Genomic DNA, 14,489 nt, shown 5'->3' on the forward strand with positions numbered 1-14,489 from the left:
TAGTAAAGCTGCAATCATAATTAATAATGCGAAACGTTTTTGTTATAAAAGCCATGGTAGCGATAGTGACGCTACTCTATCCTGTTGTAGTGTTCTATGGCTTAACTGAATTTTCAGTACGTTGGGTTAGTTTCGTATTATTATTACTCTTTTCAGCGCGACTTTTCATATTGCAAAAAAGCATCTTAGTAAATGATAAGAATAAAGACTTATTAAGCTCAAGCGCGAATAAAATTATCTCTTTCATTGTAATATTACTGTTACTCTTTAGTTTTATTTTTGCTGAAAATATCGGTCTATTGTTTTACCCGGTGATCATAAATAGCGCGCTAGCGTTGATTTTTGCCTACTCATTATTTACTCCTCCTCCTGTGATAGAACGCCTTGCACGATTAACACAAGCTGAGTTACCGCCACATGCCGTGCTATATACCCGTCAAGTCACTAAAGTTTGGTTAGGATTTTTCATTATTAATGGCTTAATCTCGTGCTATACAGCGCTCTATACCAGCTTGCAAACTTGGACACTGTATAATGGTTTAATAGCGTATATGTTAATTGCAATATTATTTGTTGGGGAGTATTTGGTCAGATTGAAGGTACAAAAGCGCAATGACAATTAATGCTTACACATTTCCGATAAACAACCAAAGTGAGTTTTTGTCAGGAAATGAAAAAATTTCAGGACAAACATGGGCCAACACTTGCCTGACGTTAGCAAATGAAATCAACCAATATAGTGAAACTAACTGGCTACTTTACGAAGACGACTTTTATCAGTTTAGTATTTATTTCTTTGCCTTATTACTGGCAAACAAAAATATCGTTTTAGCACAAAGTAATCAGCATGAACGTATTCAACAAGCTGCGCATTTTGCTGATATCAGTATTGGCAGTATTGGCAGTATTGAGCAGAGTGAGCAGAGTGAGCAGACTGAACAGAAAAAAATTATTCCTCACTTTAAACAGCAGCACAGCCAAGCAAGTGATGTCGCCAATGCCCCTTTAGCCATTAACGCCGAGACCTGTATTACCTTGTTCACCTCAGGCTCAACAGGTGAAGCAAAAGCCATTAAAAAATATTGGTATCAACTTGCTAATGAAGTAGAAAGTTTGCAAGCCATGTTCCCCTTTCACCATAGCTGCATACTCTCTACAGTGACCCATAAACACATCTACGGCTTGTTGTTTAAATTGATATGGCCTGTACTGAGTAACAAAAAAATCATTTGTGAAACCATTGAATACCCAGAGCAAGTAGAGCATTACTGCCAAACTAATAGCAAACTGGTACTAGTTTCAAGCCCTAGCTATTTAGCACGCACGAGTAAACAACTTTCAAAACATGCTTCCCAAGAAATCGTAGAGATATTTTCATCCGGCGGACCTTTAGCGACTCAAATTGCCCAAGACTACGCTGATCACAATCAGCAAACCATTACTGAAATTTATGGCAGTACAGAAACAGGTGGCATTGGTTGGCGTCAACAAGTTAACAATGCACAATGGCAATTATTTCCGGGACATAATGCAAAGGTAGCGACGGACGACACCCTAGTGCTTGAATCATCTTTTCTGGCTAAAGGTGAAAACTACAAAACGGATGATAGGGTTGAGCTTAACGGGCGATTTTTCAACTTACTTGGACGTGTAGATCGCATTATTAAATTACACGAAAAACGGTTATCCTTAGATGAAATGGAAACGCTATTAATAAGCTTACCGCAAATCAGTGCTTGTCATTGTTTTACCTTAAATAAGGAAGACAAAAAGCCCGCTTTAGTGGCCGTTATCGCTTTAGCAAACCAACAGTTATTACCTACAAATGTCACAGAAAAAAAACGGTTAATACAGGAGTGTAAACAAGTATTAACAAAAACATTTGAAGCGTCATTATTTCCAAGAAAGTGGCGCTTTGAGCGACAACTTCCTTATAATAGCCAAGGTAAGTTAATAAAAGCCTCTTTAGTCAATCTTTTTAATTAGAGCAACAAATTGAATGAATAGCACAACGCTGGGGATACTCCCGCAAATAAACTCAATTGAACAAAGCAATGACGGCGTCATTTTGCATTTAACCATCAATGCTAATTTACGTTGCTTTAAAGGACATTTTGACGATACGCCTATTGCTCCAGGCGTGGTGCAATTAGATTGGGCGGTAACGTTTGCACGTGAATATTTAAACCTTCAAGGAAATGTGACTAATGTCAGCGTGTTAAAGTTTCAAAAACTACTTTTACCAGACATGAATGTGCAATTAGAAATCATCAAAAAGTCACCAGACAAGTTTACCTTTAGTTATAGCGACGCTGATGAAAAGTACTCTTCTGCAAGAGTTGAACTTGCCTAATGAAAGCAAACCAACGCACTTGTGCTGTCATTCCTAGCTACAATCATAGCGATAAAATAGCCCAAATAGTCGACAGTTTATTGGCAAAAGGGCTCAGCGTTATTTTAGTCGATGATGCAAGTACAATAACTCATCGCCAAGTATTACAGCAATTAAGTCACAGTAATGACAAAATTCACTTAGTCACTCATGATATTAACCAAGGTAAAGGTGGTGCGGTTATTTCAGGCTTATTAACCGCAGAGCAGCTTGGTTATAGTCACGCACTACAAGTAGACGCTGATGGCCAACACGATCTCAATGATATTGATGCTTTACTCCAATTATCAGCTCAACATCCCAATGCCTTAATTAGCGGTCAACCTATTTATGACGACACTATTCCTAAGGGGCGATTATGGGGTCGCTCAATCACACATTTTTGGGTGCATATTGAAACCCTATCCCTGCAAGTAAAAGACACCATGTGCGGCTTTCGTGTTTACCCATTAACAGCAACTTGCCAATTATTAACACAAGTTAATTTAGGGAAGCGTATGGACTTTGATATTGAAGTCATGGTGCGCTTATTTTGGCGTAATATTGCCATTAAATTTGTCCCTACAAAAGTTAACTACCCTGAAGATGGTCAATCTCACTTTAGAGCTTTGCACGACAATATACTTATCAGCTGGCTACATACCCGTTTAGTTTTTGGAATGTTACTACGTTCACCCTATTTACTTGCGCAACGTTTAGTGAATAAAAATGTTGATGAAGCACGAGAAAACACAACAAAACCAGCCCAGTCAGGAAATACTCATGACGACAAATAATCATTGGTCATCAATGCGTGAGCGCGGCTCCTTACTTGGCTTGAAAACGCTATTCACTTGCTATAAGTTCGGTGGGCGATACCTCGCTATTATCTTGCTGTATCCGATCATTTTTTATTTTTTTGTCACCGGAAAAACCAGTCGCTTAGCCTCACAAAAGTACCTTAATAAAATGCATCAAGCGGGTTATTTACCACAAAAACCTTCGTTATGGATGAGCTATAAACACTTTTTAATGATGGGTTTTGCCGCGTTAGACAAGGTAGATGTTTGGTTAGGAAAAATTACCATGTCATCAATTAATCATGTTAATTATGATGCTTTTGAACCGTTATTAGCGCAAAAAAAAGGCGCGCTAATCATCGGCTCTCATTTAGGTAATTTAGAAGTATGCAGAGCACTTGCCCAAGCTAACGCCGCCGCTTGCTTCAATGTTATAGTATTTACCGAACATGCTGAAAAGTTTAATGACTTTATTAACAGTTTACATAGTGATGTTAAAGTAAATTTAATTGAAGTCACTGCATTAGGACCAGATCTTGCTATTATGCTACAAGAAAAAATAGCACAAGGTGAATATGTTGTTATTGCCGGTGATAGAACCTCAACCACAGTCGCTGGCCGTGTTATTCATAGTGATTTTTTAGGCGAAAAAGCACCTTTTTCCCAAGGGCCTTTTATTTTGGCGGGCATTTTACAGTGCCCTGTTTTAATGATGTTTTGCTTAAAAACCAAAACAGCAGAAGGGCAGGCATATAACTTAATTTTTGAAGAGTTATCTGCTGGCATTAAATGGACAAGAAAATCACGTGAAGAGACTTTAAACACCTTAGTAAGTCGTTATTCAAAAACCTTAGAAAAATATTGTGCACAATACCCATTACAATGGTTTAATTTTTTTGATTTTTGGCAACAAGACAATATTAGTAGAGAAAAACACTAGCGCGCAGTCGTAATAAGTAGGATTTAAATATGTTAGAAAATAATGCCACCACTATCTTTGGTGCCTCCGCATTAACGATCGAAGATATAGTGGCCATTGCTAAAAATAAGCAGCAAGTTGCACTAAGTGATGATAAAGAATTTGTAGAAAAAATTAATGCTGGCGTTACCTTCTTAGATACATTACTAGAAGAAGATGGCGTAATTTATGGTGTTACTACAGGATACGGCGAATCTTGCACTGTAGAGATTCCTGCTAAATTAGCCAATGAGTTACCACTACATTTAACCCGATTTCATGGTTGTGGTTTGGGCGATTATTTTACCCCAGAGCAAGGGCGCGCTATTTTAGCCACCAGACTGGCGTCATTAAGCCGAGGTTATTCCGGCGTCAGTTGGCCACTACTCAAGCAAATTACCACTTTTTTGAATCGAAATATTATTCCTGTCATTCCTCAAGAAGGCTCTGTGGGTGCCAGTGGTGACTTAACACCATTATCCTACGTGGCAGCAACACTTTGTGGTGAGCGAGAGGTATATTATCAAGACCAAAAAGTCGCTGCGAACACGGCATTGACCAAAGAAAAACTTAATCCTATTTCATTACGCCCTAAAGAAGGTCTTGCCATCATGAATGGTACCGCAGTAATGACTGCCCTGGCGTGCCAAGCTTTTGATCGCGCCGCCTACCTAACGAAACTAAGCGCCCGCATAACCGCATTGAGCAGCCTAGCGCTGAAGGGGAATAGTAATCATTTTGATGATATTTTATTTTCAGTTAAACCACACCAAGGTCAAGCTGATGTAGCGGCTTGGATACAAAACGACTTACATCATCATCATCACCCAAGAAATTCTCATCGTTTACAAGACAGATATTCAATACGCTGTGCGCCACATGTGATTGGTGTACTGGCTGACTCATTACCTTGGCTTAGGCAATTTATTGAAAATGAACTCAACAGCGCCAACGACAACCCTATAATTGATGGTATTGGTGAGCATGTATTACACGGTGGCCACTTTTATGGTGGTCATATTGCGATGGCAATGGACAGCATGAAAACCGCAATAGCGAATATTTCTGATTTACTTGATCGTCAAATGGCAAGTTTAGTCGATGTTAAGTATAACAATGGTTTACCAGCTAACTTATCTGCTGCTGAGCCAGATCGTATAGCCATAAACCACGGTTTTAAAGCGGTACAAATAGGCACTTCAGCATGGACAGCAGAAGCCCTTAAACTCACCATGCCAGCCAGCGTATTTTCTCGCTCTACCGAGTGTCACAATCAAGACAAAGTTAGTATGGGTACAATCGCCGCAAGAGATTGCTTACGTGTTTTACAATTAACCGAACAAGTGGTTGCTGCAACACTACTAGCAAGCTATCAAGCGCTAACATTACGTATTAAACAAGGTGAGCTAAACCGTGATACCTTATCTAAGCCTATTATCGAAATGCTCGATGATATTGGCAGTTTTTTTGAGCTGGTTACTGAAGATAGACCACTCGAAGGCGTCTTAAGAGCAACCGTTGACTATATTCAAGAACAGCGTTGGTCACTGTATGAGTAAACAAAAACACATCACCACAGCCGTTGATATCGAAATACCGTTTCACGACTGTGATCCAATGAATATTGTCTGGCATGGCAACTACCCTAGATATTTCGAAGTAGCTCGCTGTCAATTACTGCGTTTATTCAATTATGATTACCTAGATATGGAAGAATCAGGCTATTTATGGCCTATCGTTGATATGCGCTTGAAATATGTCGGCTCAGCGAAGTTTTCACAAGTGATAACGGTTACAGCTTCGCTAGTGGAGTTTGAGCACAGAATTAAAATTAATTACCTCATTACAGACAAGGCAACAGGTGCCAAATTGACTAAAGGCTATACAGTGCAAGCCGCTGTGTGTACAACAACGGAAGAGTTACAACTGGAGTCTCCGGCTATTTTGCTTGAAAAGTTACAACCTTTACTCAATGAATTAAAAGAAGCATAAGATGAAATTAGCCGTGATAAGCCTAGCCAAAATCAAGCAAATTTTAATGAGTATCTTTACGGTGGTTTTATGCTCGACAACGTCGTTAATACACGCGGCAAATGGAGAGTTAGATACGGCTAAGGTTGTTGATTTACAACCTTTAAAAGGCGAGTTTAGCCAAAACAAAAGTATAAAGCCGTTAAAGCGCCCTTTTAACTCTGAAGGTAGCTTTGTTTATGTGCCCAATAAAGGGTTACTTTGGCACACCCAAAAGCCAGTAAACTCATTGAAATTCTTCTCACAAAACGGCGTTTATAAAATAGATGAACAGGGTACAAAACAGCAAGAAGCACAACTCGACAATGACTTCTTTTTAGCGCTATTTACTGCAGATGAACAAAAACTGGCTAGTTTTTTTATCAGTGAAAAATTAATTGCCTCGAACAATAGCAATGAAACTTGTTTAGCATTAACGCCAAAAAGCGACACTTTGGCCAGCTTGTTTAAGCAAATCAACCTTTGTACAGACACAGTGGAGCAGAAGCATAACATCCCCACCAATATCACATTAATTGAAGCAAACGGTAATAAAACTGACATCCAACTACGTTTATCCTCTGATAAAGTAAGCCCAGAGGAGTTGGCTTATTTTGACTAGAAGCCTAAGGCAGTTAAGCCCCAAAATATCCATTATGTTATGGCTATTATTAGTCGCCGTATGTATCTCAATGTTGTTGGTAAAATTCACTAATAGTGAGCAAGAATACAATGCCGGATTACTCGCGGCCCTTGAAATTAATTCTCCTAAAAATCAAGCCGCCATTGCCTTGAGCCAGCATTATCAAAACAAACTGCTTTTGCTTGTTGGTCACCAAGATATTTCACAAGCTGCCATTATAGCGAGCGATATCAGAGCACAACTAACACAGCAGCCTTGGTTGGCAAGTATGTATAGCAATCCAATACATTCAGCTCAATTACAACAGTTGATCAACTATTATGGCACCTCACCTTATAGTTACTTATCAAGCAAACAAAAAAACACTTTAGAGCAGGCCTTAACGAACAATGACTCTCAAACACTCTCTGATGAATATTTTGCTCTACTAAATCAATGGGCAGATCCTATTGTTAGCCAGTCATTACCAAAAGATACCACTTTAACTCTGGCGACTTTTTTAAAAGAGCGATTGTTAGATAAACAACAAAATACTGCTAACTGGCAGTTTAACCAGCAAGAATTCATGCTAAAAGGCGACAAACTAAGCTATATCCCGATTTTTATTAGTATTAAAGCCAGTCATCTCAATATTCGTGATTCAGTAAGTATTTACCAGCAATTGCAAACCATTAAGCTAAAATACCACGCTAGTAACAAACAGGAAAACACAAGCCAAGTGCTCATGACAGGCATGGTGTTACATTCAGCGGCGGCAAGTTTACAAGCACAATCTGAAATAAGCAGCTTTGGCTTACTTTCTTTGGTTGCGGTCATTGTCATTATTTTACTGGCATTTAGAGCAATAGCCCCCTTAATAGCTTGCTTGCTGGTTATTGGCACAGCATTACTGGTAGGTATAACAGCACTCACGTTGTGGTTTAATTCAATACATTTATTAGCATTAGTGTTTGCTGTCAGTATTTTAGGGATAGCGATAGATTACGGCTTTCATGTCTTAGTGCTCAAGCAGTACACAACAGACTCTGCAAACCATATTCGACAAAAAGTTTTCCTGCCACTCACCATAGCGTTAGTATCAAGCATTGCAGGCTATAGTCTATTTTTCACCACACCAATTAGCTTATTACATCAAGTTGTTATTTTTGTTGGCTTTGGCTTATTTGGCGCTTATTTAAGTGCCTTATTACTCTTACCCAATATTCACTGTAAACGCGAAGGAAGCTCTTTTGCTGTGTTACCTAAACAGCATTTCATCTATCTTTGCGTTGCAACCTTAGCGTTTGCCTTTAGCTTATCCGCAATCAATTTTGACGATAATATTACCCACTTGAATACCAAGTCCGCGGCCTTAATAAACGAGGAGCAAAAAGTCGCTCGCTTAACGGGTGATAATGTTTATCCGCATATGGTGCTAGTAACAGGGGAAAATCAAGAAACATTGCTGGATAATAGCCAGCAATTAACCACAGCATTGCGCTCACAAGGCGCCATCGTAAAAAGTATTGCTGACTGGCAACTGTCTCAAGCAGAGCAGCAAAAAAATATTGATTTAGTTAAAGCAAATTGGCAAACCAATAATTACCATGGTATTACTTCTTATATTGATGCTAACACCATTGAAGCATCAATAAAAAATGCTCAACCACTGACATTAATGCCTGAATTTTTACGTGAAAATACAGGCGTAGACATTCAAAAAATTAACAGCCAATACTGGAGCGCTTTACTACTGAATGCGCCTTTATCAACACAACAAAAAGACATAGTTGAACAAGATCCACATGCTGAATATATCAACTTGCCACGAGCTTTATCGAAACAGTTAAGTGAGGTCAGAGAAAATATTTTACACATAGCATTACCCGCACTGGCAATAATATTAATTGTACTAACAATGTACTTTGGTTTAGCAAGTGCAGCCGTAATGTTATTGGTTCCTACTGTATCTGCAGGGCTTGCGCTGTTTATTAGTCAATCAATGCAAGGCAGTTTGAATATTTTTAATCTACTAGCCTGCTTACTTATTATCACCTTAGCTATTGATTATGTGGTATTTTTTAAGGCACATGGTGTCAATAAAATCATCAGTCATACCATCAGTTTATCCGCACTTTCATCGGCTTTAACCTTTGGTGTTATGTCATACAGTACAACACCTGCCGTGAGTAGCTTTGGCTTAACATTATTAATTGGTATTTCTTTAGCATGGCTACTGAGCCACTTAACCCCTTTAACCTTCACAAAAATAAATCAACAACGGAAGTAATCAAATGATACAACGGCCAGAACAAGCTGAATTATCAGCAGTAGACGCTAAGTCTATGGCACAGCATATCGCTTTTTCCCCTTATATTTTCCAAGCAACGGTTGCGCTGAAAGAATTAGGCATTTTACAGTTTATTGATAAAAATAGACGTAACGGTGTATCACTAAACGCTATCGTTGAAGCGGTAAAGGTCAGCGAATATGGTGTCAGCGTTTTATTAGATTTTGCGTTAACGTGCGGTTTAGTCACTTTAACAAAGCAAGACGATAAATCAGAAGCCGCACGCTATAGCTTAACTAAAGTCGCATTTTTTCTATTACACGATGAAATGTCTATCGTTAATTTTGACTTCACTCAGCACTTTGGTTACCAGGGTTTAGCTAACCTTACTGAGTCTATTAAAACAGGTAAACCAGAAGGATTAAAAGTCTTTGGCGACTGGCCAACCCTATACCCTCACCTGCCTGAATTACCAGATAAAACTAGAGCAAGTTGGTTTGCCTTTGATCATTTCTATTCTGATCATGCTTTTGATGAAATTTTACCTTTAGTCTTTGTTAATAAGCCTAAACATATTGTTGATATCGGGGGTAATACAGGTCGATTTGCCACTAAGTGTCTACAACATGATAGTAGCGTAGAAGTGACGATTATGGACTTACCTCCACAATTAGCGAAAGCGCAAGAAAACATTACTGAAGCAGGTTTGGCGGATCGCTTTCACCCATTTCCTTGTGACATGCTAGATCCAACACAAACACTCGCTGAAAACGCGGATGTTTATTGGATGAGCCAATTTTTAGACTGTTTTTCTGAGCCTCAAATAAAGACAATTTTAACCAATGTAGCTAAGGGGATTTCCGGTGAACAACGGGTATTAATTTTAGAAACCTTTTGGGACGCACAAAAGTTTGATGCTGCTGCCTTTAGCTTAAATGCTACGTCGCTCTATTTTACCTGTTTTGCCAATGGTAACAGTCGTATGTATGCCGCTGATAAATTTATCGCTCTCGTTGAAAACAGCGGTTTACAAATAGAACAGCAAATAGATGATATTGGTTTAGGCCACAGTTTATTAGTGTGCCGCAAAGCTAATCAAGACTAATACCCATGATGGATACTATATTGTTTCATATTAAACAATTAGCTTTATTATTTTGTTTTGCATGCATACTTTCCGCCTGCGCCACTAAAACAAGTAATGTTCAACAAGTTGTGCTTGCTGAACATGTTAATTATCGCTTACAACCAATCCCTGCGAGTTTAACCCATACTGGTATCCTAGCCTTATGCAAAGTTAAAGAGCGAGATAAACAGCATGAATTTTTAATCCAAGTGGAAATGTCACCTGAAAATATACTGATTTCAGGGATGACAGTTGAAGGCTTATCCTTGTTTAACCTGAACTGGCACACTGAATTAGGTACACTCAAGAGCAGTAAAAAAATAGCCATTGAGCCAGAAAGAGTATTGGCTGAATTACAACTGGTGCTTTGGCCAACACAGCAAGCTTCTCAAGGGTTAGTTAATGCTAAGCTCAAGCAAGTAGCTGACAATAAAAAAGCCATCATTAGTGACGGTGAAGCTGTTTATCATATTAAACAACAAAACAACATCAGCGAGTTAATCAATCTTAAGCAAGATTATACTATTACCATTGAAGAACTTGAGCGCTGGCAAATAACCCAGAACGTGCCTGACAGTAGCAGTAGTAATGCAAAACCGGCACAAAATACAACACTGGACATAGTGGGACATTAGCCATGACAATTTATTTAAATGATCTCGGTATCGCCTGCTCTCTTGGCGCTGACAAAAAAACCGTGTTAGCTAATTTTCTTGCGGGCAAACAAGATATGATGCAACAAGATAATCGTTTTGGTGTCGATACTGTTATTGGTGAAGTACAACAACCAATGCCTGATTTAAGTCAATATGGCGATTTTCAAAACAGTCGCAATAATCAATTAGCCCTATTAGCGTTCGAGCAAATAGCTAAAACACTCGCTCAACTAAAATCCAGCCTTAGCAAAAAAAATGACACTATCAATATCGCTGTTGTTGTAGGTACCAGCACTTCAGGTATTGCCAGTGGCGAACAATCGATGAAAGCGTACCTGTCTAGCGAAAGGCATCATGAAGATTACCATTACAGTATGCAAGAAATGGGAGCCACAGCAGATTTTATTGCCAAATTAGCCGGTGCCAATGCCAGCGTTTATGCTATTTCTACCGCCTGTACTTCTAGCGCCAAAGCATTAATTAGTGCTCAACGATTATTGCGTAATGGCTTAGCCGATATAGTCATTGCCGGTGGTGTTGATAGTTTATGTCATATGACTATCAAGGGCTTTAATGCCTTAGAATCTATTTCTAAGTCGCCTACACAACCCTTTCAGTCACAACGTTGTGGCATCAATATCGGCGAAGGCTCTGCATTATTTATCATGAGCAAAGTAGCAAGCAATGTTGCATTAACAGGCTTCGGCGAAAGTAGTGATGCTCATCATATTTCAGCACCACACCCTGAAGGAAAAGGTGCTATACAAGCAATGAAATCGGCATTAACAAACGCAAATCTTCCTCCTAAAGCCATTAGTTATATAAATTTACATGGCACAGGTACAGTACAAAACGATGCTATGGAAGCAAAAGCTGTTGCACAAGTATTTACCAACGCAACGCCTTGTAGTGCTAGTAAACAACTACACGGCCATTGTTTGGGCGCAGCTGGTGCCATTGAAGCAGGATTGTGTTGGTTATTATTAAGTGAATATAATAGCGCCAATCGTTACCCTGAGATGACAATATCAGGTGATATAGATACAAATATTGCTAAAATAAACTTACTAGCAAGCAATAATCAACCTAGCAAAACCATCCAGCACTGCATGTCAAATTCGTATGCTTTTGGTGGCAACAATGCTAGCTTGATATTATCAAGCAGTATCGGCTTAAACTGAATTGAAAGAGTTACCATGTATGTATGATATTGAAGAAGTCATTAAGCATAGAATGCCAATGCGCTTAGTGGATAAATTAATTTCATTTGATAAGGATAGTGCCAGCGTCTTAGTAAATATTACCAAAGAGAGTGAATTTTACTGCGCTAAGCAACAAGGAGTGCCCAGCTATATTGGTATTGAGTATATGGCACAGTGCATTGCAGCAAAAGCGGGCGCAAATGAGTTAGCTGCAAATGAAGAAATCAAATTAGGCTTTTTATTGGGAACTCGAAAATACCAACCTAACCTTGCCTATTTTTCTCATGGTGACTCATTACAAGTGCATGCCACACAATTGCTACAAGATGCGGCTGGCTTATCGGTTTTTGACTGTAAAATCGTGAATATACTTCAGCCAGAGACCATTTTAGCGCAAGCAAAAATCAATGTTTATCAGCCTCAAAACGCTGCAGAATATGTTAATCAATGACAGGAATAACAATGAATAACACAGTATTAGTAACAGGCTCTAGTAAAGGTATTGGTAGAGCAATCGCCATTGAATTAGCCAAAAGCGGTTTTGATATTGTTGTCCATTATCATAGCGACAAGCAAGGGGCTGAAGAAACATTAGCACAGGTTAAGTTACACCAACAAGATGGCAATAGTCGCATTATTCAGTTCAATATTGCAGACAGCGAACAAAGTAGAAGCGTATTAACACACGATATCGACGCATTTGGCGCCTATTATGGAGTTGTGTGTAATGCTGGTGTCCACAGCGATAATGCCTTCCCAGCCATGACTGAAGAAGAATGGTATAAGGTCGTACATACCAACCTCGATGGCTTTTACCATGTTGTGCACCCATTAATCATGCCGATGATCCAATTGCGAAAAGGCGGAAGAATTGTCGCCATTTCTTCCGTCTCAGGTATTTTAGGTAACCGCGGACAAGTAAACTATAGTGCGTCAAAGGCTGGCCTTATTGGCGCCGTTAAAGCACTGGCTTTAGAATTAGCAAAACGAAAAATCACCGTTAATTGTGTTGCCCCGGGTATCATTCAAACAGACATGACAGAAGATATGCCCAAAGAAATCATTAAACAAGTAGTACCCATGCGCAGAGCGGGGAGTGATCAAGAAGTCGCTGCAACAGTCAACTTCCTTTTCTCTCAAGGAGCCAGCTATATTACTCGCCAAGTGATCAGTGTTGACGGAGGGTTGAGCTAATGCATCGCGTTGTTGTTACAGGAATGTCAGCCATTACAGCATTAGGAGATAACTGGCCTGACTTTTCAAAAAAATTGAAACAAGGTGAAAATGCGATTCAATACCATGCCCCATGGGATGGTTATGAAGAGTTAAATACCCGCTTAGCAGCACCCGTGTTAGATTTTAATAAGCCTAAACATTATACCCGAAAGCAATGCCGCTCTATGGGTCGTGTATCTCTGATGGCAACGACTGCAACCGAGCAAGCGTTAGCACAGGCAAATCTACTAGACAGTGAATTACTAACGCAAGGTGATATGGGCATTGCCTATGGTTCAAGTACGGGTTCAACGGCTCCTTTTGTGGATTTTGCTAACTTACTGAGCGAAAAAAGCATGACAGGTATCACCTCTACCAGTTATATCAAAATGATGGCACACACCACCGCCGTCAATGTCGGTGTATTTTTTGGTGTAAAAGGGCGTGTGCATACCACCAGTTCGGCCTGTACCTCTGGCTCACAAGCGCTAGGTTACGCCTACGAAGCAATAAAATACGGCAAACAAACCGCCATGATCGCAGGTGGCGCGGAAGAATTATGTGTCACTATCGCTGCCGTTTTTGATACGCTATTCGCCACCAGCACTCAAAATGAAACGCCTAAAAAGACACCAAGACCTTACGATAAAAATCGTGATGGTTTGGTGATTGGCGAAGGTGCTTGTACTTTTATCTTAGAGAGTTATGAATCAGCTAAAGCACGTGGTGCTACCATTCTTGCTGAACTTGTTGGTTATGGTACTAACTCTGACGGACAACATGTAACACAACCGTCAGCCGATACCATGCAAATAGCCATGGAAATGGCCATTGAAGATGCTGGTATTCAAGCGAGCGATATTGGCTATGTTAATGGCCATGGCACAGCAACAGATAAAGGCGATGTTGCCGAAACGCAAGCAACAGAGAAAGCCTTAGGTAAAAATATCCCTATCAGTTCACTAAAAAGTTATCTTGGTCATACTTTAGGTGCCTGTGGCAGCATTGAAGCTTGGGCGAGTATTAATATGATGAAAGATAACTGGTTTGCTCCGACAACCAATTTACAAACCCTTGATCCGCAATGTGGAGATCTTGACTACATTCAAGATGAAGGACGAAACTTAAAAACCGACTTCATCATGACAAACAACTTTGCATTTGGTGGAATTAATACCTCATTAATTTTCAAGAGATATTAATACTTTTATCCCGTACAAATGTCTTTAAAGATGGAGT

Annotated in this window: 15 protein-coding genes; all 15 read left to right on the forward strand. The window is 39.5% G+C overall.

All coding sequences use genetic code 11. The annotated features are described in order from the left end of the window. The first annotated feature begins 26 nt into the window (after positions 1–26). Genes AC27GZ_RS04275 through AC27GZ_RS04345 form a run of 15 tightly spaced genes read left to right on the forward strand, consistent with a single transcriptional unit; the run spans position 27 to position 14,452 of the window. Positions 27–623: a COG4648 family protein gene (locus tag AC27GZ_RS04275; protein ID WP_487093634.1), complete on the forward strand. Its 597-nt coding sequence runs from the start codon at positions 27–29 to the stop codon at positions 621–623. Then, on the forward strand, positions 613–1,986 hold the full coding sequence (locus AC27GZ_RS04280; RefSeq protein ID WP_487093635.1) for an AMP-binding protein: 1,374 nt from the start codon (positions 613–615) through the stop codon (positions 1,984–1,986). Before AC27GZ_RS04275 ends, AC27GZ_RS04280 begins: the two co-directional genes overlap by 11 nt. Positions 1,987–1,999: 13 nt before the next feature. Then, positions 2,000–2,353, forward strand: a complete 354-nt coding sequence (locus tag AC27GZ_RS04285) for an ApeI family dehydratase (protein WP_487093636.1) — start codon at positions 2,000–2,002, stop codon at positions 2,351–2,353. Beyond that, a complete protein-coding gene (locus tag AC27GZ_RS04290) occupies positions 2,353–3,168 on the forward strand; it encodes a glycosyltransferase family 2 protein (RefSeq protein ID WP_487093637.1) in 816 nt (271 codons plus the stop codon). The genes AC27GZ_RS04285 and AC27GZ_RS04290 overlap by 1 nt, the downstream gene beginning before the upstream one ends. Further along, positions 3,155–4,111 (forward strand): lysophospholipid acyltransferase family protein, encoded by a 957-nt coding sequence (locus AC27GZ_RS04295; protein ID WP_487093638.1) that lies wholly within the window; start codon positions 3,155–3,157, stop codon positions 4,109–4,111. Before AC27GZ_RS04290 ends, AC27GZ_RS04295 begins: the two co-directional genes overlap by 14 nt. A 29-nt stretch (positions 4,112–4,140) precedes the next feature. Then, complete coding sequence (locus AC27GZ_RS04300; RefSeq protein ID WP_487093639.1) at positions 4,141–5,688, forward strand: HAL/PAL/TAL family ammonia-lyase; 1,548 nt, start codon at positions 4,141–4,143, stop codon at positions 5,686–5,688. Further along, positions 5,681–6,121 (forward strand): acyl-CoA thioesterase, encoded by a 441-nt coding sequence (locus tag AC27GZ_RS04305; RefSeq protein WP_487093640.1) that lies wholly within the window; start codon positions 5,681–5,683, stop codon positions 6,119–6,121. Before AC27GZ_RS04300 ends, AC27GZ_RS04305 begins: the two co-directional genes overlap by 8 nt. A gap of 46 nt (positions 6,122–6,167) precedes the next feature. Next, complete coding sequence (locus AC27GZ_RS04310; RefSeq protein ID WP_487093641.1) at positions 6,168–6,761, forward strand: outer membrane lipoprotein carrier protein LolA; 594 nt, start codon at positions 6,168–6,170, stop codon at positions 6,759–6,761. Beyond that, on the forward strand, positions 6,754–9,051 hold the full coding sequence (locus tag AC27GZ_RS04315) for an MMPL family transporter (protein WP_487093642.1): 2,298 nt from the start codon (positions 6,754–6,756) through the stop codon (positions 9,049–9,051). Before AC27GZ_RS04310 ends, AC27GZ_RS04315 begins: the two co-directional genes overlap by 8 nt. 4 nt (positions 9,052–9,055) lie before the next feature. Further along, entirely contained in the window at positions 9,056–10,156 is a 1,101-nt protein-coding gene (locus AC27GZ_RS04320; protein WP_487093643.1) for a methyltransferase, read from the forward strand. Between the two features lie 5 nt (positions 10,157–10,161). Then, positions 10,162–10,812, forward strand: coding sequence for a DUF3261 domain-containing protein (locus tag AC27GZ_RS04325; protein WP_487093644.1), 651 nt, complete (start codon positions 10,162–10,164; stop codon positions 10,810–10,812). Positions 10,813–10,814: 2 nt separating this feature from the next. After that, on the forward strand, positions 10,815–12,014 hold the full coding sequence (locus AC27GZ_RS04330) for a beta-ketoacyl-ACP synthase (protein WP_487093645.1): 1,200 nt from the start codon (positions 10,815–10,817) through the stop codon (positions 12,012–12,014). A 19-nt stretch (positions 12,015–12,033) separates the two neighbouring features. Further along, positions 12,034–12,486, forward strand: coding sequence for a hotdog family protein (locus AC27GZ_RS04335; protein WP_487093646.1), 453 nt, complete (start codon positions 12,034–12,036; stop codon positions 12,484–12,486). Between the two features lie 11 nt (positions 12,487–12,497). Beyond that, positions 12,498–13,229, forward strand: coding sequence for a 3-oxoacyl-ACP reductase FabG (gene fabG, locus AC27GZ_RS04340; protein ID WP_487093647.1), 732 nt, complete (start codon positions 12,498–12,500; stop codon positions 13,227–13,229). Next, the gene (locus tag AC27GZ_RS04345; RefSeq protein ID WP_487093648.1) at positions 13,229–14,452 is read left to right on the forward strand and encodes a beta-ketoacyl-ACP synthase; all 1,224 of its coding nucleotides are present in this window, start codon (positions 13,229–13,231) and stop codon (positions 14,450–14,452) included. The genes fabG and AC27GZ_RS04345 overlap by 1 nt, the downstream gene beginning before the upstream one ends. Positions 14,453–14,489: the final 37 nt, after the last annotated feature.

The sequence above is a fragment of the Colwellia sp. SU-HH00943 genome (assembly GCF_057546125.1).